The sequence below is a fragment of the Sphingobacterium psychroaquaticum genome (assembly GCF_004421025.1).
Lineage (GTDB): Bacteria > Bacteroidota > Bacteroidia > Sphingobacteriales > Sphingobacteriaceae > Sphingobacterium > Sphingobacterium psychroaquaticum.
This window is the reverse complement of the sequence record NZ_CP038029.1, coordinates 864835-884254: the sequence shown is the minus strand read 5'-3', so window position 1 is coordinate 884254 and position 19420 is coordinate 864835. Positions and strand designations below refer to the sequence as shown.

17 protein-coding genes and 1 tRNA gene are annotated in these 19420 nt (G+C 41.9%); 15 read left to right on the top strand and 3 right to left on the bottom strand.

What is annotated here, in order from left to right:
- Nucleotides 1–201 precede the first annotated feature (201 nt).
- From E2P86_RS03760 to E2P86_RS03710, 10 genes are all read left to right on the top strand, one after another.
- Complete coding sequence (locus tag E2P86_RS03760) at nucleotides 202–1182, top strand: deoxyhypusine synthase family protein (protein WP_134430847.1); 981 nt, start codon at nucleotides 202–204, stop codon at nucleotides 1180–1182.
- A 21-nt stretch (nucleotides 1183–1203) separates the two neighbouring features.
- Entirely contained in the window at nucleotides 1204–3354 is a 2151-nt protein-coding gene (locus E2P86_RS03755; protein WP_134430844.1) for a cbb3-type cytochrome c oxidase subunit I, read from the top strand.
- Between the two features lie 12 nt (nucleotides 3355–3366).
- Nucleotides 3367–4371, top strand: a complete 1005-nt coding sequence (locus E2P86_RS03750; protein ID WP_085472065.1) for a cytochrome c — start codon at nucleotides 3367–3369, stop codon at nucleotides 4369–4371.
- On the top strand, nucleotides 4368–4637 hold the full coding sequence (locus E2P86_RS03745; RefSeq protein ID WP_085472066.1) for a hypothetical protein: 270 nt from the start codon (nucleotides 4368–4370) through the stop codon (nucleotides 4635–4637). The genes E2P86_RS03750 and E2P86_RS03745 overlap by 4 nt, the downstream gene beginning before the upstream one ends.
- Nucleotides 4630–5034 carry a cytochrome C gene (locus tag E2P86_RS03740; RefSeq protein ID WP_134430841.1) on the top strand — a complete coding sequence of 135 codons (405 nt, stop codon included), beginning with the start codon at nucleotides 4630–4632 and terminating at the stop codon, nucleotides 5032–5034. The genes E2P86_RS03745 and E2P86_RS03740 overlap by 8 nt, the downstream gene beginning before the upstream one ends.
- A gap of 74 nt (nucleotides 5035–5108) precedes the next feature.
- Nucleotides 5109–5846 (top strand): type 1 glutamine amidotransferase, encoded by a 738-nt coding sequence (locus E2P86_RS03735; protein ID WP_085472068.1) that lies wholly within the window; start codon nucleotides 5109–5111, stop codon nucleotides 5844–5846.
- A 10-nt stretch (nucleotides 5847–5856) separates the two neighbouring features.
- Nucleotides 5857–6993, top strand: coding sequence for an aspartate aminotransferase family protein (locus tag E2P86_RS03730; protein WP_085472069.1), 1137 nt, complete (start codon nucleotides 5857–5859; stop codon nucleotides 6991–6993).
- A gap of 494 nt (nucleotides 6994–7487) precedes the next feature.
- Nucleotides 7488–8105: a MarR family winged helix-turn-helix transcriptional regulator gene (locus E2P86_RS03720; RefSeq protein ID WP_134430838.1), complete on the top strand. Its 618-nt coding sequence runs from the start codon at nucleotides 7488–7490 to the stop codon at nucleotides 8103–8105.
- Between the two features lie 152 nt (nucleotides 8106–8257).
- Nucleotides 8258–8328 (top strand) — tRNA-Cys (locus tag E2P86_RS03715).
- Between the two features lie 83 nt (nucleotides 8329–8411).
- A complete protein-coding gene (locus tag E2P86_RS03710; protein ID WP_085472071.1) occupies nucleotides 8412–9071 on the top strand; it encodes a phosphatidylserine decarboxylase family protein in 660 nt (219 codons plus the stop codon).
- Nucleotides 9072–9333: 262 nt separating this feature from the next.
- On the opposite strand, the gene E2P86_RS03705 is transcribed toward E2P86_RS03710, so the two are convergent.
- The 3 genes from E2P86_RS03705 to E2P86_RS03695 are packed head-to-tail and all read right to left on the bottom strand — an operon-like array spanning nucleotide 9334 to nucleotide 12771.
- On the bottom strand, nucleotides 9334–10368 hold the full coding sequence (locus E2P86_RS03705; protein WP_134430835.1) for a DUF6630 family protein: 1035 nt from the start codon (nucleotides 10366–10368) through the stop codon (nucleotides 9334–9336).
- Between the two features lie 46 nt (nucleotides 10369–10414).
- Nucleotides 10415–11860 carry an FAD-dependent oxidoreductase gene (locus E2P86_RS03700; protein ID WP_134430832.1) on the bottom strand — a complete coding sequence of 482 codons (1446 nt, stop codon included), beginning with the start codon at nucleotides 11858–11860 and terminating at the stop codon, nucleotides 10415–10417.
- Between the two features lie 47 nt (nucleotides 11861–11907).
- Nucleotides 11908–12771, bottom strand: coding sequence for a hypothetical protein (locus E2P86_RS03695; RefSeq protein WP_134430829.1), 864 nt, complete (start codon nucleotides 12769–12771; stop codon nucleotides 11908–11910).
- Between the two features lie 213 nt (nucleotides 12772–12984).
- Between E2P86_RS03695 and rplS the strand changes: the two genes are divergently transcribed.
- From rplS to yidC, 5 genes are all read left to right on the top strand, one after another.
- Nucleotides 12985–13332, top strand: a complete 348-nt coding sequence (gene rplS / locus E2P86_RS03690; RefSeq protein ID WP_085472075.1) for a 50S ribosomal protein L19 — start codon at nucleotides 12985–12987, stop codon at nucleotides 13330–13332.
- Between the two features lie 138 nt (nucleotides 13333–13470).
- Complete coding sequence (locus tag E2P86_RS03685) at nucleotides 13471–14568, top strand: carbohydrate-binding family 9-like protein (RefSeq protein WP_134430826.1); 1098 nt, start codon at nucleotides 13471–13473, stop codon at nucleotides 14566–14568.
- On the top strand, nucleotides 14558–15640 hold the full coding sequence (locus E2P86_RS03680; RefSeq protein ID WP_134430823.1) for a family 10 glycosylhydrolase: 1083 nt from the start codon (nucleotides 14558–14560) through the stop codon (nucleotides 15638–15640). Before E2P86_RS03685 ends, E2P86_RS03680 begins: the two co-directional genes overlap by 11 nt.
- Before the next feature lie 223 nt (nucleotides 15641–15863).
- Nucleotides 15864–17474, top strand: coding sequence for a CTP synthase (locus E2P86_RS03675; protein WP_085472078.1), 1611 nt, complete (start codon nucleotides 15864–15866; stop codon nucleotides 17472–17474).
- A 36-nt stretch (nucleotides 17475–17510) separates the two neighbouring features.
- Nucleotides 17511–19334, top strand: a complete 1824-nt coding sequence (gene yidC, locus E2P86_RS03670) for a membrane protein insertase YidC (protein ID WP_085472079.1) — start codon at nucleotides 17511–17513, stop codon at nucleotides 19332–19334.
- Nucleotides 19335–19420 lie beyond the last annotated feature (86 nt).

The following is a 19420-nucleotide window of genomic DNA, read 5'->3' as shown; positions in this document are numbered from 1 at the left end:
ACTGGTTCAGTTTGTTTATTCTAGATAGTCCAGCTAAAATTGGTAAACCTTCTATTTGGACCAGTATCATTTACCACAACTGAACCACTACACCCATCCAGTCATTACCTAGCTTTGTCCCGAGATCAGGTATAAATGTTCAAGAGAAAAACGATTATACCTTAACATTAATAATAGTTGGATGACTGAGTGCTAAAAGAAATGAATAATACAAAAGGACCTATCGGGCAGTTCATGGAACGCCATTTTTTACACTTCAATGCGGCTTCACTTATGGATGCAGCCAAAGGCTATGAGGCACATTTAGCCAATGGTGGAAAGATGATGATTACGCTGGCAGGAGCTATGAGTACAGCAGAGCTTGGCATATCCTTGGCAGAAATGATTCGTAAGGACAAAGTAGCTATTATCAGTTGTACCGGTGCAAACATCGAAGAAGACATTATGAACCTGGTTGCACATAGCCATTACAAGCGTATACCTCACTACCGCGACCTCAGTCCGCGGGACGAAGGACAGCTATTACAACAGCACTACAATAGGGTAACCGATACCTGCATACCAGAAGAGGAGGCGTTTAGACGTATCCAAAAACATTTATTCGAAATATGGAGAAAGGCAGACCAATCCGGCGAGCGGTACTTTCCCCATGAATACATGTATGCCCTCATAAACAATGGCGTACTATTACCTTATTATGAGATAAATCCCGACCATTCCTGGGTGGTCGCAGCCGCAGAAAAAAACTTACCCATTGTCGTCCCTGGTTGGGAGGATAGCACAATGGGAAACATATTCGCTTCTTATGTCATGAAGGCTGAACTGGATGTACAGATTGTAAAAAATGGAATCGAATACATGATTTATCTCGCGGATTGGTTTAGAGAAAATAGTGCCGAAGCTGAAATGGGCTTTTTCCAAATTGGCGGAGGTATCGCGGGAGATTTTCCTATTTGTGTGGTACCTATGCTGTATCAGGATATGAAGATGGAATATATCCATTGCTGGAGTTACTTTTGTCAAATATCAGATGCCATCACCTCTTATGGCTCATACTCCGGCGCTAGCCCCAATGAAAAAATAACCTGGGGGAAACTCGACCTGAACACCCATAAATATACCATCGAATCCGACGCAACTATTGTCGCACCACTCGTATTTGCCTGGGTTTTACAACAATAATATATTTTAAAGTCTACCCATATGAAACACATCAGATTAATATTACTCTTACTTCTTTCTGGACCTGCTGTATTGGTAAACGCGCAAGATATGCTTCCTTATACGACACGTTTAGACTTAACATCTTTAATTATAGGTTTTATTTTGGTTATCATTTTACTCTTGTTAATGATGACTATGACCTTCAAGAAACAGGTAGATAGTTTTATCTCTTTCTATAAAAAACAGCATGGATCTACTCCAAATACCGAACGGTTCAAAACGAATGTCAAGAACCTGACAAGTAAACAAATTACTGAACTAATAAAGTTTAAAAATGAAGTTAAGAAAAACAAAAAGTTACTTCTACTTTGCTTTATTCCGATACCGATCAGCCTACCCAACATTGTTGCAGCGCAAAAAGCACCAGTTGCTTCGCAGAATGCAACCAGCAATTCTATATGGGAACAGGGGCCTGTAATTATCACCATTATCCTCCTGCTATTAGTCCTTTTGACGACCGCTATCGTGTTAATTATTAAAGTCAAGTGGAGTATAAATAGTAAAAAAAACAAACTCAAGCAAAAAGAAGCAATCGATCTAGCCGACTACTTAAAAAGTGTGCCCGATCGTTCGCTCCGCACGATTAAAAATCAAAAGGAATCTCTAGACTATTCCTTGACGCACCATGAATTAAGCGGAACCTTACCTACGGCGGATAAACGCGGCTTACTTCATATTCGTCCAGAGGCGGGATTACCCATAGTGTCCGCAAAGAAGAAAATGTGTTCGGATCATACGATCGATCCTGCCCTCTCTAAAGTCATACAATGGTACTTCATAAGTGCAACCTTTTGGTTACTATTTGGCACCACCGTCGGTGAATATTTGGGTATAAAATTCGTAGCTCCGGACGTAGATAGCCTCAGTTGGCTAAACTTTGGAAGACTTCGGCCGGTACATACCAATGCAGTTTTTTGGGGGTGGTCCTCGCTTGGGATGCTTGGGCTTGGATACTATATTGTTCCTCGCGTCAGTAACGGCCCTCTCGCAAATATAAAATGGGCTTGGTACGCTCTACATTGTATTAATCTCTCCATTACGCTAGGTTCTATCACTCTGATGATGGGAATCAACAACGGTGGTGGCGAATACCGGGAATATATTTGGCCTATTATGTTAATCTTCGGAATTGGCCTTGCGCTGACACTATCCAATTATTTCATCACGGTAGCTCGCCGCAAAACAACAGAAATATACATTTCCAATTGGTATATCGTATCTGCTTTATCTTTTTTTACGATAGTTGGACTAGTTGGTTACTTGCCACAGTGGCAGAATGGACTAGGCGAAACCATTGTTCAAGGTTACTATATGCATCAAGCGGTGGGTATGTGGTTTATGTTATTTACACTTGGTATTGTTTATTACTTTTTGCCTCAGCAACTAAATAAACCGATATATTCTTACAGCCTAGGGATTCTTGCCTTTTGGGCGCAAATAGTCTTTTATACCTTGATCGGTACGCACCACTTCGTGTTCAGCGCTATTCCCTGGTGGCTACAGACCGTCGCTATTGTAGCGAGTGTAGGTATGGTAATTCCCGTTATCGCGGGAACCACCAATTTTTTAATGACCTTCAAAGGGGCGTGGTATAAACTACGCGATAGCTATACCCTCCCGTTCTTCCTAGTAGGTATCATTTTTTACTTCACCGGCTCTATGCAAGGTACGGCTGAAGCCTTCCGTTATGCCAACCTGATTTGGCATTTCACCGACTTTACTGTGGCACATTCGCACATGACGATGTATGGAATCATCACTTTTTTATTATGGGCAGGTATCTACTCTCTGATTCCACAACTCACGGGACGCGAAGCACCGCAACTAACTATTGGAATCCACTTTTGGTTGGCTTTGATTGGATTACTTCTATATTCTATACCCTTGATGTATGGCGGAAGTCTACGTGGATTATCTTGGATCGCAGGCGAGCCTTTTGTAGATAGCGTGAGTCTGATGCTTCCCTACTGGCTCTGGCGGGCTATCGGTGGCACACTGATGTGGCTCTCACACCTCGTCTTTGCCTTTAATATGTACAAAATGATAGCTCGCCCCCTGCCTTCTCTTGCGATCGAACAGACGGCTATTGATTTACTCATGAAAACAGATAACAAAATGCACGATAACTAATACTTCAACAATATGGAATTCTTTGACAATCATAAGAAACTATTTGGTGTAGCTACATTACTCTTCTCGGTCTTAACCTTGTTTGTTGCCATTTTTCCTGCTATCAGCAATCAGCGCTACATCAAACCACTTCCAGATGCTCCCACTTTAACGGAGGCCGCTGCACGTGGAAAAGCACTATATATTTCAAATGGATGTGTTGCTTGCCATAGTCAACAGGTACGAAATATTGAGATGGATAAATCTTGGGGTACTAGGGCTTCATTAGCGGCAGATTACGCAGGAAATACCCGTACCGATTTTTGGCGTAATACAGCCACCTTGATGGGTACAGCACGGATTGGACCCGATTTAACGGATATCGGAAATAGACAACCTAGCCTCGAATGGAATCTGGTTCATTTATTCAACCCGAGAATCGTTGTGCCTGAATCCATTATGCCCGCGTACCCTTGGTTATTTAAAATAACCAAGGAGGTAACCGAAACCGATTTTGTCGTAAACATACCAGATGAAGGCCTTATCAGTAACACACAAAAAGTCGTAGCAACACAAGACGCCTTAGATCTAGTGGCCTATTTACAATCGCTAAAACAAACGCCCCTTCCTGATGGAACGGCATTGCCCAAATTCTTACTTGAAAAGACCGAGACCAATGATGCCGCAGTCAAAACATCCACTGCCGAAGGGAAGGCGTTATATGTAGCTCACTGCCAAGCCTGTCATCAGGCCAATGGAAAAGGATTACCGGGTGCCTTTCCGCCTTTGAAAGGTAGTGGTGTCGTGACCGGTCAAAATCTAACCCTGTATGTGGATATTATCATGAACGGATACGATGCTCGTCCAGAATATGGAGCAATGTCTGCCATTGGAGCCAATCTGGGATGGACTGAAAAAGAGGTTGCAGCCATTATAAACTATGAGCGTACGAGCTGGGGCAATGCTGCACCAGAAGTAACAACGACGGAAATAAAAAAGATACTGGATTTTTTAAAGGATAAAACGAAACAACAATGAAACACACCTTAGTCTTACTGGTCGCAATGTGTTATGCATTCACCACACTTTCATGCCCCGTCTGTGAACGCAATCAACCGAAACTATTCCGAGGCTTGGTTCATGGAGCTGGTCCGGATAGTCAATGGGACTACATCATTATAGTGGTAACGACAATCATCGTGTTGGTCACCCTTTATTTTTCAGTCAAATGGTTGATTCAGCCAGGAGAAGGCGCTAACGGGCATATCAAAAGACGGATATTCAAAAATTTTCAAGATGAATAATCAAAGTAAAGTCATCATTTTCATTGATGATCAATTAGAACCAATAGCACATATTCACACACCTACGGTCTTCGATCTAGATACGCATAAGCTTACCGACGGTCCGCATGTTCTCAAAATCGTGAGCAAAGATCCAAGTGGCAAAGAAGGCATCCGGAAGATCCCTTTTACGGTACGTAACGGTCCCGCTATCGTGGTGGAGGGGATTAAGGAGAACGATATGGTTGACGGCATATTACCCATTATGGTCAATGCCTATGGTAAGGGAGACCAGCGATCATTCCTCATATCGGGGAGCGAAACACCGCAGAGCATCCCATCGTGGGTTTGGGTTATTATTATCTGCTTTATCGGCTGGGCTATGTACTATCTCCTCCGATATCTTCCGCATCCTTGATTTTTTCACAACGCACGATACATCACTCTATTTAAGCACAACATACGCTCAATCATATATAAACAAAGAAAAAGATGAAAATACATTACTTACAACATGTGCCTTATGAAGGTTTAGGTTTTATCGAAACCTGGCTCCATATCAATAAACACGACGTATCTGGCACTCATTTTTTTGATCCCGACCATCAATTACCCGAGGTAGCCGAACTGGATGCCTTAATAATTTTAGGTGGACCGATGAACGTAAATGAGGAAGAAGCATACCCTTGGTTACAGGTGGAGAAACAATTTATCCAAGAATGCATCAAATCCGGAAAAAAGGTATTCGGTATTTGCCTCGGTGCGCAACTGATTGCTACAGCATTAGGAGCTTCGGTCAGCCGAGCCACTAGTAAAGAGATTGGATGGTTTAGGGTCGTTCCAACCAAAGAAAGTCAACAACTAATCTGGTTTTACGAATTATTCAAGAAAAAACCCGTTGTATTCCATTGGCACTACGATCGTTTTGATACGCCAGAAAATGCGGTAGACATGCTTTATTCTCCAGCAAACTTAAACCAAGCTTTCTATCTTAACGAAAACGTCATGGCAATCCAATTCCATCTGGAAATAACCAACGATTGCCTAGAACAATTTTTGATCCACGGAGCCAGTGACCTAGACACTAGATATTACGTACAAACAGCCGAAGAAGTAAGACGAGGTAGAGTTAATATTGGAAATTGCCATACTATTCTAAGTGTAATATTGGACAGGTGGCTCCAAGCCGAAAAAAAGAAATCAAAGAACAAGCAAGTACAACTGTCTTAAAGAAAAAAACATGAATACTTTCGACGTATTTAATAAACTACCGCTGCAAATCGTAAAGGGAAAAGGTTCACATGTATGGGATCTACATAATCATAAATATCTCGATCTCTATGGTGGTCATGCCGTTATTTCTGTAGGACACAGCCATCCACACTATATAGCGACAATAAAAAAACAACTGGAACAGGTTGCTTTTTATTCCAATAGCATCGAGATGCCGTTGCAAGATACAATTGCTCAGAAGCTGGGTATCTTGTCAGGACTAGAAAATTATCAGTTTTTTTTATGTAATTCGGGTGCCGAAGCCAATGAAAATGCCTTAAAACTCGCTTCATTTCACAATGGCCGTAAAAAGACAATTTGCTTTACGGGTGGATTTCATGGTCGTACATCCCTTTCGGTCGCTACGACCGACAATGCCTATATTAAGGCACCGATTAATGAGACTGCCAATGTGATCCAACTACCATTTAACGATTGTGTTGCGTTACAGAATCTTTTCTCGGAAATGGGAGAACAGATATCTTCAGTTATCGTGGAGGGAATACAAGGTGTAGGTGGAATAATTCCCGCTACGCCCGAATTTTTAAGCACGATTCGAAACTGCTGTACTCAATACGGCGCTATTTATATTGCAGATGCCATCCAGTGTGGCTATGGTCGAACAGGTCAATTTTTTTCGCATGATATTGCTGGAGTGAAGGCCGACATATATACTATGGCGAAAGGAATTGCCAATGGCTTCCCCGTTGGGGCTTTGGCTATAACCGACTTCATAAAACCGAGCAAGGGACTACTGGGCACCACTTTTGGCGGAAGCTACCTGGCCTGTGCAGCCACATTCGCCGTACTTCAAATTTTTGAACAAGAAAGTTTAGTCTTTAGAGCAAAACAAACAGGTGAATATTTAATTGGTGAGCTCTCAAAAATGGATAAAGTCGTTGCCGTTAGAGGGCGGGGTTTAATGATTGGTATTGAATTACCAAAAGAATTGTCTTATATCCGTACACAGCTTATGGAGATCGACCGGATCTTGACCGGGGAAGCTGGTCCGCAGATTATACGGGTACTCCCCGCACTAAACCTTTCCTTTAACGATGCCACCTTCTTTCTAGAAACCTTGCATACACGTCTATCTCAAGCCTGAAAGCAATCGCGGAAAAACCTTGTACAAAGGCAGAGCATGCTAGTCCAGTTTTTAAAATGACAGGGAAACCAGTAAAACTTTCAGTTGGAAAGTTTTTTTAGTTAGCTATCCTAACTATATTTGAAGTAGGTTAAATAAATAGAAGTCAAACAAAAACTTTTAAGAAATGTCAAAATCAATTTTTTATCACGCAGGTTGCCCCGTATGCGTTAGTGCGGAGCATGAGATTATTAACTTAATCGGAGCAGACAATGTAGAAGTCGTACATCTTGGCGAGGTGCGTAATCGAATCGAGGAGGCAGAGAGAGCAGGAGTAAATTCGGTTCCGGCTTTAGTCACCACCACTGGTAATGTCTTGCACATTAATTTTGGGGCCTCCCTTGCGGATGTAAAGGGCTAAGAATTGCTCCACAAAGTTAGGTTAACTATCTTTGTGGAGTATTTTCGCACTTTCCGCGTTAATGTACGGAAAGCGGCACCAAACTATAATATCTATGATAGATAAATCCGATTTTCTAGAGGAGAACGACGGGCATGAAATAGAGGCCAAAATTATAGCATCTCTCGAGCGGATATCCCAATCTTTTCGTGTCTTGTTATGGAAAGAAAGTGTAGAATTTGGCTTAAGCCCAATCCAAATACAGGTGCTGATTTTCCTGCTGAACCACAGTGAAGAACGAAGAAAGGTAAGTCTACTAGCCCAAGAATTCGACCTGAGTAAGGCAACGATTAGCGACACCATCAAAATACTGGCGCAAAAGGAATTAATCACGAAAGAATACGGTGGTAGCGACACCCGAAGTTACACTATCGATTTATCTAAAAAAGGACGTGATATCGCGCTCCAAACATCTTCCTTTACTCGGGAGATAAGAAAGCCTATAGATAAGTTGGGCGCTCACGATAAAGAACAACTATTATTAAATTTACTTGATATTATCGCACATCTGAATCAAGCTGGAATTATTTCCATACAACGCATGTGTTCAACCTGCTCATACTACAGCACAACGGAAGACCAAATCCAGCACTTTTGTAAATTATTAAACAAACCACTTCATGTAGGGGATCTAAAAATAGATTGCTCCGATTATCAACAGGTTACCCTTTAGTATAAATTATTAAGCTCGAAGTTCCTCTTCCCTACCTGGCCCACCTGTATTCTATAAACTGAACCACTAAAACAAACCACCCTCTATGTATCTTTGTTGTGTTATCAAGAAAAAGGTATTGCAAACATCTTGATAGCATAACAACATAAAAAGGTCGGATGGCTGAGTGGTTAGGCGAGAGTACGCAATGCTCTTTACAGTGGTTCAAATCCATTTCCGACCTCACGTATTTCAAGCAAAAAGAGAAATCACGTTAGGCTTCGAGTAGCGTGATTTTATAGAAGGAATATCTTTAACCACTACAACATGACCATACACAAAGAAGGCACGCCAATCATTGTTACATCTATCGTAATCCTGAGTCTACTGAACCTCCTTCTATACTTATTCACATCAGACCTATGGGTATTAAAGCTAATATTGGCTACTCTAAGTTTAACGATATTCCTGATAATTCTCCAGTTTTTCCGAAAGCCTAACCGCATCCCAGTTACATTGGAAAAATCTATAATTGCTCCATGCGACGGTACTGTCGTGGTTATTGAAGAAGTCCACGAGAGCGAATATTTTAATGAGCCTCGCTTGCAGATCAGTATTTTTATGTCCCCCTTTAATGTTCACGTTAATTGGACTCCCGTAGCTGGCGTCGTACAGTACTTTCAATATCACCCTGGCACACACCTAGTGGCCTGGCATCCAAAATCTAGTGAAAAAAATGAACGCACAACCACCGTGATACGTATGAACACAGGAATGGATGTTCTCTTCCGTCAAGTTGCTGGAGCGCTCGCCCGAAGGGTATGCTGGTATATTACTCCCGGTCAAAAGGTCTCGCAAGGTGCTGAGATGGGGTTCATAAAGTTTGGCTCTCGAATGGATGTTTTTTTACCTTTAAACTCTGATGTCCATGTTAAGTTAGGTGACAAAACAAAGGGAACATTTACAGTACTGGCTCAACTACTGTAAATGTTCCATAGACACAATTCGATCCATATTAAGTTTATTATCATTTTTTTCAAGTATAAAGAAAGGAAAAGAACAATAATATTGGCTCATATATTTAAAAAATCACAACGGTTTACACAAACGAGAATAAAGCTGTAATAATCTTCTTTAGATAAATTGGTTCAGACTGCCACATCGCTACACTTCTTGCAGTGACGTGGCGCTGTCTTTTCAGATAGCGCCATTTTATACCTGTCAGCACACCGGTAAGACTACCGTGGCACTATCGAAACATATTAAAATCTCTAAAATCTTTCGGAATAGGAATCACCTTTACAGGCGTACAATTTTCCAAAAAAGCAATGATTCTCGTTATATCCTCTTCAGGATGAAGAATCATAAACAAAGAATAGTCAATACCAAAATCCAGCAATCGTGCTGTCAAGCCAGATTGATTGAAAGCCTCCTCAAATCCCATAAGAACCCCTTCATGTGTAATAAATTTCCTGTTCTTAAATAACCCAGAATTCGGAGGGGTTAAGCAAATATTAAATCTTTTTTCTATATAACCCTCCATCCGTGTCCGAAACATATCGACTAAAGTTCGACGTTCCAAGCGGAGTATAAACGGAATCTCCCTTTTCTCTAATTCGTAAGAAAGACCATCGATACCCGAAATAAGATCCCTATACGACGTACGCTCCACCAGGGATTCAATAATAGTATAATCCTCTTTGCGCGACAAGACCCGCACCATACCGATCAATAGCTCTTTAATACCCTCCTCCATTTCGTCGATCCCTACTACAGGCTCATACTTCTCCCAATCCTGTGTAAAGACGATCTTCTCTACCCCATCTCCGATCTTTTCCAAATGGGATACACAAACCACATACATATCGGCCTTACAAACAAAAAACCAACACTGATCGATTTCATTACGGATCATACCTAAACGAAAGCCTTGCTTGCTTAAAGCTTCATCATATTTCTTCAGCACATTGTCATAAGAAATATGGTAACTGATTGGAAATTGTTGGCTTTGAGGAATAATCACCTCCATATCGAAATTCCGTTTCACCAAATATCGTATACTACCTTCTAAATCAGCAATATCCGCCTTCCAGTCAAGTACAGCAACAAATGGTATATCAGCATCGTCACTACGATAAATTAACTCTTCAAGGATATCGAACGGCTTAGATGACGGAGGAAACCCAGCTAAAGTCGTTTCTAACCAAGCCAAATAGCGCGGATTCAGAACCAAACGACAGAATTCCTGTATCGCATCCCTCCCTATCTCATCTTTGCTTATCATCAGCCTAATATTTGTAAATTATAAATTCCAAAGTCAGTTCAAGAGATTACTTTTTCTTCAAACACCGTCCTCGAGGCTCATCCCCCACATGCAATACCGTCTCCGAATGGAGAAACTGCGCAGCAGCAGCCGAGTCTTTCACCTTCACCGAACTACGTTCCAACATCTCCGACTCAAACTCTGTCAACACCGCATCCCGCACCCCCTGCTCTCGCCAATGCGGAGAGCGACATCCACGCGCAATCCCCCGCGCCAGTGCCAACGCATCCAGCAACGCTTGATTTGCCCCCTGCCCTTTGAAAGGGCTCATCGGATGTGCCGCATCTCCAATCAATGTTACATTCCCCGCATCCTTTAATAATTCCGCACCCAGCAACGCACGATCATAAACAGGGTAACCCGAAATCAATGTTTCTGCAGTTCTTCCCACGATCTGTGGAATAGGATCATGCCACTGTGTTATACGACACGCTTCCTCCTTCAAAGCCCTTGGCCCTTGCGCACTTAATGCCAAAGCTGCTTCCTCGGTTATGGGAAAACTCAGTTGCCACATCACCGAATCGTGCGTATACGGCATAACATAAATACGCTCCTTACCATTCGCCGTCTGAAATACAGTTGCTGAATCCAGCAATGGACTCCCTAGATCTGTAAGCTCTTGCAACGGACAAATTCCCAATATCACCATACAATCCAGGTAACGCAAAGGAGTCACCGCATCCCCGATCAGCTTCTTGCGCACCACACTTCGGATCCCATCAGCTCCCACCACGAGGTCTGCTTTCGTCTGTTTTATTTCTCCAGAAACGTTAAAAGTCAACAAAACACCGCCGCCTTGCCTCTCCTCAAAATCCAATAACTGATGGCCCCACTGCACCCGATCATCGCCCTCAAGCTGGTCCATTATAGCCTGACGTAAAGACTGGCGTGCAATATGTATATTAGAACGTTTAGTGTAATCATTATCTTTTAACGGCACCCATTTCCGCATCCCCCACTCTCCCAATACTTCTCCTTCTACGGTATGCACCAGATGGCGTGTAGAATTTACGCCATCTTCCAAATCAAAAATTCCCAAGCCTTTTATGGCTTTGCTAGCCTGTTGTAACGTCAATCCATAACCTTGCGATCGCATATTAAAATCCGCATCGCGCTCATACAGAGTAAAAGGAATGCCCCGGTGTAAACATGCGACAGCCAAAGCCATCCCTCCGATGCCTCCACCAATAATAGCAACATGCGGATAGTTTTCATTGCCTAACAAAGGATCATCCACAGCAGAAACCAAAGCCAAGCCCGAGCCATCACAGCTTGGGCATACAAAAAGATGCCCTTTCGGGCGCACCGGAGGATTTCCCAAAGCCCCCTTTTTTTCAAACGCATCTAATGTCGCCTGATACTGGAGGCGTACTTTATTGGGGAGCCTCCGCCTTCTTTTCCCCTCGCCCTTACAGGCCGGACAAACCGTCCACTCATTGATGCTATTTTCCAATATGATTACTCCCTATTAATTCGTAATAAATATGACCTGTACAGCTACTACTTCAGCTCAAATGGCGGAGCATCGATATATTTGCTGGGACGGATATAGGCTGTTTTCCGATCCGCATCGAAAATCCAGTTAAAGCGCTTCAACAAGTCAGCCCCAAAAAAACTAAAAGGCTGCGTTTTAAGATTTCCAACAAAAAAACCAACGGACATATTCTGGAGCGACGTCTCTCCTATTTTCATCTGCCCCAAAGATGCTTGCTTCGTGGTAACACTCGCGCCGGCTGAGTTTTTCAATGTTTTCTCTGACTTCACCAATAATTTATCGTCAAGGTGCTGCTCCGCCGAAAAAGTATCATCGTAGAGCAATCCACCCGAATAACCCGACTGAAGGAAAAAAGAATGCTGCAACGAAGAATCTCCAATAAAACTGGTCACATCAACAAACAACGCTTCTCCCCGAATATGTACAGGAATTGATTGATAGCCTTCCAATACGGGCAACTGATCGTACACCAAAAATTGACTGTTGTCATAATCGATCATAAAAACCTTTCCAGCAAATAGCCCGGTACCGATTTTACCATCCGACCCCGGCCCGGAGAGCTCGTTATCAAAAAAGGTAATATCGTTCTTTTTCAATCCCGCTATTTGCACGGTATTCCCCGTACTTACTCCCTGATCAAAAGACAAGGTTTTAGCCGGACGGGTGCGTTGTGGCGAGAGAGAGGCATCCTTCATCGCCACCTGAAACATCAAATGCAAACTGTCTGTATCATTTACAACAGCTTTGACTAGCATATTATTATGATCCGACAGCGTAAATGGAATTACCGTTTGACCGAAAACGCTTGCCCCACTGATTCCTAGCGAAGTAAGTAATAAAGTCAACATATAAAAATAAACAGACCGCATAGCTTTAATGTTTAATCAACACATCAAAAATAGAGAAAATGAAAACAAGTAAAAAAATTAAATGAACCATCGATTATTTTTACTACCTTTGCACGCACTATAGAAAACTAGTTCACTTTTTTTCAATAGTAGTTTTGTATTTTAAAGAAAAAAAACGTAATATTGCAATCCGATTTTTACAGGATATAAATCGTTTAATAATTACTCAAAATCATGGATTTAGTAAAATTTGTAGAAGAACAAGCGGTAGTAAAAAATGAAGTTCCCGCTTTCAAAGCTGGAGATACCATCAGCGTTCATTATAAAATTCGCGAAGGAAATAAAGAGCGTGTTCAGGTGTACCAAGGTGTTGTTATTCAATTAAACAGCGAAGGTGTTAACGCTACTTTTACCGTTCGTAAAATTTCTAACGGTATCGGTGTTGAACGTATTTTCCCTGTAAATTCACCTAACATTGACAAAATCGAGGTTAACAGCGTAGGTAAAGTACGTCGTGCGAAGTTATTCTACTTGCGCGGTCTTACTGGTAAAGCAGCTCGTATCAAATCGAAACGCATCTAATTACCTTAGATTACTTCAAAAAAATAAAAAAAAGACCTTCGAGGTCTTTTTTTTATTTCCGCCCGCCCCAACTTGTTCACAACATTTATGTTACAATAGGATTTATCCGGCATTAATCCTTATTTTCAAGCTGTAACAATGAAAAGAACAACACTACTACTCAGCCTTTTTACTATAGCCACACCTGTTGCAGCGCAATCCAATCTACAGGAATATCAGCGCATGCAGAGTCCGATAAAAAATTACGCTGTCCCGAAAACCACAGCCCCCATACACATTGATGGAAAAGCAACGGAAGACGCTTGGGAACATGCTGCCTGGAGTGATGAATTTATAGACATCGAAGGGCACAGCAAACAACGCCCTGCTTATCAAACAAAAGTCAAGATGCTCTGGGACGAGGACAACCTATATGTATACGCGCTCCTCGAAGAACCTCACGTGTGGGGCGATCTCACCAAACAGGATGACATCATCTATCACAACAACGATTTTGAGATTTTTCTTAAGCCCTACGAAAGACATCCCTTTTATTACGAGATCGAAGTAAATGCGCTCAATACCATTATGGATTTGATGATGCCAAAGCCATATCGATTGGGCGGCGAAGCAATTATGCACTGGAATGTCAATCAACTGCAAAGTGCCGTCCATGTAGAAGGGAGCTTGAACAAACCACAAGATCAAGATAAATACTGGGCTGTAGAAATGGCTATCCCTTTTCGAGCATTACAGACATATGGTAAACGATCCACACCTGCCATTAACGACTTCTGGCGCATCAATTTCTCACGTGTACAGTGGCAGCATGAGATAAAAAACGGCACCTACACACGCAAAAAGAAAGACGGTAAAACAATACCCGAAGACAATTGGGTATGGTCACCTATTGGTATTGTAAATATGCACTATCCGGAACGCTGGGGCTACCTCCACTTTGTCGATAAACAGACAACCGAAGTATCGTACCCACGCTCTTACCACGTGGAACAGGAGGCTTGGAACATTTTTTATTTACAACAGTTATTCAAAAAAGAAAAAAAGGCATTTGCGCACAACCTAGAAACATTGCAAAAGAACTTCCCCAAAGCTTCGTTGAGGAACGACAGCTTACAGGACCTTTTTTTTGTAGACGATGCTAAATCCTTTTATAGAGTGCAAATCAAGGACACAAACCACCATATCACTGCTACTATAGATAGTAATGGTAATTATACAATACATTATGAACAGTAGAAGAAACTTTATCAAGGCTGCCGGGATGGGACTAGCAGCCATGCAGCTATCCCCGCGTGTAGCCACCGCGCTTCCGTCGAATGCTGAAGCACCGTTACTTTTTGATTTTTGGTTATGGGCCAGACCCAAAGAAAATGAGACCGATGCAGTCTTAAAAAACAGATACAAGAGTTACCGTGACGCAGGTGTTCGTGGAATCTTTTTTGAAGATTACCAGAAACGTCATTTTCAACTGGCGAAGGAGTACGGTTTAGAAACCCACCGATGGATGTGGACTATGAACCGAGGTGAAAAAGAACTATTGGAAAAACACCCCGAATATTATGCTGTCAGCCGCTCAGGAAAATCATGTGCCACCAATCCCCCTTATGTAGGATACTACCGATTCCTTTGTCCATCGCACCCCGATGTGCCAAAATATTTGGAAGACAAAGCGCGAGAACAACTGCAAAAGGAGGATGTAGACGGTCTACATCTCGATTATATCCGCTATCCGGACGTCGTACTTCCTATCAACCTATGGCAAAACTACAACTTAGATCAATCCACCGAACTCGCCGATTACGACTTTTGTTACAGTCCATTCAGCAAAGCTGCCTTTTTAAAAGAAACCGGCATCGATATAGACACCGTTGAACGTCCTGAACAAAGTCTCTCTTGGCGTTCTTTCCGATACCGCCAGATTACAAAAGTGGTCAACAGAATTTGTGAGGCCGCCAAAGATTATAAAAAACCCGTTACTGCCGCCGTCTTTCCAACGCCAGATTTGGCTCGCCGTATTGTGCGCCAAGATTGGGCCAACTGGAACCTATCGGGTGTGTTCCCGATGATATACCATGGCTTCTATAAAGAACCGGTACAATGGATCGGAACAGCTGTATCCGAAGGTGTACAAGCGCTACACGGTAAGTTCCCGCTATATGCCGGCTTGTACTTACCAGACTTCAAAAACCTAGCCGAGCTAAAACAGGGTATCGTGCTCGCAAAAGATAATGGAGCAGCAGGGATCTCCCTTTTCGGCGAAAGCGATTTCGATCAACCGACCATCGAGCTGTTACGCTCGATACGCTAAACATATTCGACATAAAAAACATGAAGGCGGTCGACAAAAAAAAGCCCGGCCGCCCTACTTATCCTACTAAAATCCCCCTTGTCCACCTCGACGTTTCATAGTAGTGCAACATTTCGTTTTAATTTCGATTAATCCCGAAAAAACATTACCTTTGTATCCCGTACATGAAGTAGATAAACGGCCTTCTTTTAGGTGCATTTATTACTGAAATCCCATTATTGCTATGAGTAAATATATCTTTGTTACGGGCGGCGTAACCTCGTCGTTAGGAAAGGGCATTATTGCAGCATCTCTTGCCAAACTCCTACAAGCTCGCGGTTTTAAAGTTACCATCCAAAAATTTGACCCTTACATCAATATCGATCCAGGGACACTGAACCCGTATGAACATGGGGAATGCTATGTTACAGAAGACGGTGCAGAAACAGATTTGGATCTAGGTCACTATGAGCGTTTCTTAAATGTTCCTACTTCGCAAGCCAACAACGTAACAACAGGTAGAATCTATCAACATGTTATCCAACAAGAACGTGCAGGGGCTTATTTAGGTAAGACCGTTCAAGTCGTTCCACATATCACAGACGAAATTAAACGTCGCATGCAATTGCTCGGACAAACGGGCGAGTACGATATTGTTATTACCGAACTAGGTGGTACAGTGGGCGATATTGAATCACTTCCTTTTATAGAGGCGGTACGTCAGCTTCGTTGGGAACTAGGAAACAGTGATTCCTTGGTTATCCACTTAACATTGGTGCCTTACCTAGCTGCTGCAGGTGAGCTTAAAACCAAACCGACACAACACTCCGTAAAAACATTATTGGAATATGGTATTCAACCGGATATTTTGGTTTGTCGTACCGAACATAAGTTAACGCAAGAGATTCGCAAGAAACTTGCGCAGTTCTGTAATGTAAATATCAATGCGGTTGTAGAATCTATTGATGCGCCAACCATTTACGATGTGCCATTGAATATGCTGAAAGAGCAGTTGGATAAAACAGCATTGGCGAAACTAAAACTCTCTACTAAACAAGAGCCCGATCTAGAAAGCTGGAAAGTTTTCCTTGGTAAACTTAAAAACCCAACCGGTGAAGTTAATATTGGTCTAGTGGGTAAATATGTGGAGCTTCCGGATGCCTATAAATCTATCGTAGAAGCATTTATTCACGCGGGATCAGTAAATGAGACGCGTGTTAAAGTAAAATATATCGCAGCAGAAAGCGTAACAGCAGAAAATGTCACTGAAAAATTAAAAGATCTCGATGGGGTGTTGGTAGCTCCTGGTTTTGGCGAACGCGGATTAGAAGGAAAATTGGCTGCCATTAAATTTGTACGTGAAAATCAAATTCCTTTCTTCGGTATCTGTTTGGGTATGCAATGTGCTGTTATTGAGTTTGGCCGCAATGTCTTAGGACTACAAGGAGCAAACAGCTTTGAGATGGACGAAAACACACCACATCCAGTCATTAACTTGATGGAGGAACAAAAGAATATCACCAATATGGGTGGAACAATGCGTCTAGGAGCTTATGACTGTGATATTAAAAAAGGAAGCAAAGCGTTCGGTATCTACGGTAAATCAAAAATATCGGAAAGACACAGACACCGCTACGAATTTAATAATGCCTACTTAAAACAATACGAAGAAGCAGGTATGATTGCCTCTGGAATTAATCCAAAAACAGGATTGGTGGAAATTGTAGAACTAAAAAACCACCCTTTCTTTGTTGCGGGTCAATTTCACCCAGAATTAAAGTCAACCGTTGCAAATCCTCACCCACTTTTTGTTAGCTTTGTAGCCGCTTCTTTGGCAAACAAAAAACATAAGTAGTAAAAAGTGGAGTACAAGAAAACTAAAAAATAAAAAATGGATAGAAATACCCTTATTGGATTAGTGCTGATCTTCGGGATTCTTGCCGGTTCATTTTATCTAATGAAACCTTCGGAGCAAGAGTTAAAACAAGAACAGAAGTTACAAGATTCATTAAAAAATGTTCGCACTGGCGTAGAACCATTGTCGGACTCACTAAAATCAAACACAACTGCCGTAATCGATTCAGCAGCTTTGTTAAGTAAACCATTCGGCAATGCACGTTTAGGACAAGAGCAAATTGTAACCTTAGAAAACGAGTTTATCATTGCAAAGATCAGTTCTAAAGGTGGACGTGTAAAGTCGGTCGAACTGAAAAACGAAACAAATTACGATGGTACGCCATTAATGATTTTTGAAGGTGAAAACAATAAATTTGGTTTTGCATTCAAAGCAAATGGTGAAAACGTAAACACAAATGACCTAAACTTCACACCACTTTCGGGCAATGTATCGGTACAAGACGAAGATACAAAAGCCGTGGGGTTCCGTCTGAGCTATAGCGAAAATCAGTACATCGAATATACCTACTCCATTAAAGGTAAAGATTACAACCTCGGTCTTGACGTAAAGACTGTCGGTATCCAAAACCTAATGGACGTAAAGACAAGTTCCCTCGTATTAAACTGGGAAACGACGTTGCTACAAAAAGAATTCAATGCGAAATCAGAGCGTGAGAAATCTACTATCTTTTTCAAAAATGCAGCAGGTAGTGTCGATCACCTTTCTGAAACAGGAGACGACAAAGAAGAACTGGACGAAAAACTTAATTGGGTAGCCTTTAAGCAACATTTCTTCTCTACAGTACTCTCCAGCAAGCAGCCATTAAGTAATGCAAAACTAGCGGTTAACTTTGGCACACAGGATCATGTAGTAAAACACTATACAGCTACCGCAGATGTAGAGTTCTCTTCTCAAAAGGACAATAACTATAACTTTAGCTTTTTCTTCGGTCCAAACAAATACAAGGTCTTAAAAGCGCAAGGCGATGATTTCCAAAAAATCATTAATATGGGTTGGGGACCAATGGGATGGATCAACAAATTTATTACGGTACCTATCTTCGACTTCTTAGATGGCTTTAGCTTAAGCTATGGTATCATTATCTTGATTTTAACCATCTTCCTGAAAGGTATTTTGTTCCCACTTACGTTCAAATCGTACCAGTCGATGGCAAAAATGCGTGTTTTAAAGCCGCAAATTGATGAAATCAAGGAAAAGGTAGGTGAAGATAACCCGATGCTATTGCAACAAGAAACAATGAAACTCTACAAACAAGCGGGTGTAAACCCACTCGGTGGATGTTTACCATTGTTATTGCAAATGCCATTCACATTAGCCTTCTTCTTCTTCTTCCCGAATTTATTCGAGTTGCGCGGAGAAAGCTTCCTATGGGTAAAAGATCTATCGACCTACGATACGCCGATTACCTTCGCTCCTATTTTCGGTATCAGCCATATCTCATTGATGTGCGTGCTGATGACCCTAACAACGTTGCTTACGACCTGGTACAATAACGCTACTTCAGGCGCTGCCAACAACCAGATGAAATATATCGGTTACATCATGCCGCTTGTATTCTTCTTCGTGTTGAACAGCTTCCCTGCTGGTCTGAACTACTACTACTTCTTGGCAGCGGTATTAACATTCTTAACTCAGGTTATTATTCGTCAATTTGTAGATGATGACAAAATCTTGGCTAAGATTGAGAACAACAAAAAGAATCCAAAAGAGACGACGAAAAAGAAATCTTCCTTCCAACAAAAGATGGAAGACATGATGCGCCAACAACAGGCCAATCAGCAAAATAAAAACAAGTAACCTTATAGAAAGACCCGACAAAAAATCGGGTCTTTTTTTTGCAACACCTGGGACCTGAAGCCGCGCTAATGCATCCTTAACGGCTA

What these genes read in the sequence shown, in the direction of transcription:
- E2P86_RS03760 (WP_134430847.1), top strand. Translation starts at nt 202, where the DNA reads ATGAATAATACAAAAGGACCTATCGGGCAGTTCATGGAACGCCATTTT.
- E2P86_RS03755 (WP_134430844.1), top strand. Translation starts at nt 1,204, where the DNA reads ATGAAACACATCAGATTAATATTACTCTTACTTCTTTCTGGACCTGCT.
- E2P86_RS03750 (WP_085472065.1), top strand. Translation starts at nt 3,367, where the DNA reads ATGGAATTCTTTGACAATCATAAGAAACTATTTGGTGTAGCTACATTA.
- E2P86_RS03745 (WP_085472066.1), top strand. Translation starts at nt 4,368, where the DNA reads ATGAAACACACCTTAGTCTTACTGGTCGCAATGTGTTATGCATTCACC.
- E2P86_RS03740 (WP_134430841.1), top strand. Translation starts at nt 4,630, where the DNA reads ATGAATAATCAAAGTAAAGTCATCATTTTCATTGATGATCAATTAGAA.
- E2P86_RS03735 (WP_085472068.1), top strand. Translation starts at nt 5,109, where the DNA reads ATGAAAATACATTACTTACAACATGTGCCTTATGAAGGTTTAGGTTTT.
- E2P86_RS03730 (WP_085472069.1), top strand. Translation starts at nt 5,857, where the DNA reads ATGAATACTTTCGACGTATTTAATAAACTACCGCTGCAAATCGTAAAG.
- E2P86_RS03720 (WP_134430838.1), top strand. Translation starts at nt 7,488, where the DNA reads ATGATAGATAAATCCGATTTTCTAGAGGAGAACGACGGGCATGAAATA.
- E2P86_RS03710 (WP_085472071.1), top strand. Translation starts at nt 8,412, where the DNA reads ATGACCATACACAAAGAAGGCACGCCAATCATTGTTACATCTATCGTA.
- E2P86_RS03705 (WP_134430835.1), bottom strand. Translation starts at nt 10,368, where the DNA reads ATGATAAGCAAAGATGAGATAGGGAGGGATGCGATACAGGAATTCTGT.
- E2P86_RS03695 (WP_134430829.1), bottom strand. Translation starts at nt 12,771, where the DNA reads ATGCGGTCTGTTTATTTTTATATGTTGACTTTATTACTTACTTCGCTA.
- rplS (WP_085472075.1), top strand. Translation starts at nt 12,985, where the DNA reads ATGGATTTAGTAAAATTTGTAGAAGAACAAGCGGTAGTAAAAAATGAA.
- E2P86_RS03685 (WP_134430826.1), top strand. Translation starts at nt 13,471, where the DNA reads ATGAAAAGAACAACACTACTACTCAGCCTTTTTACTATAGCCACACCT.
- E2P86_RS03680 (WP_134430823.1), top strand. Translation starts at nt 14,558, where the DNA reads ATGAACAGTAGAAGAAACTTTATCAAGGCTGCCGGGATGGGACTAGCA.
- E2P86_RS03675 (WP_085472078.1), top strand. Translation starts at nt 15,864, where the DNA reads ATGAGTAAATATATCTTTGTTACGGGCGGCGTAACCTCGTCGTTAGGA.
- yidC (WP_085472079.1), top strand. Translation starts at nt 17,511, where the DNA reads ATGGATAGAAATACCCTTATTGGATTAGTGCTGATCTTCGGGATTCTT.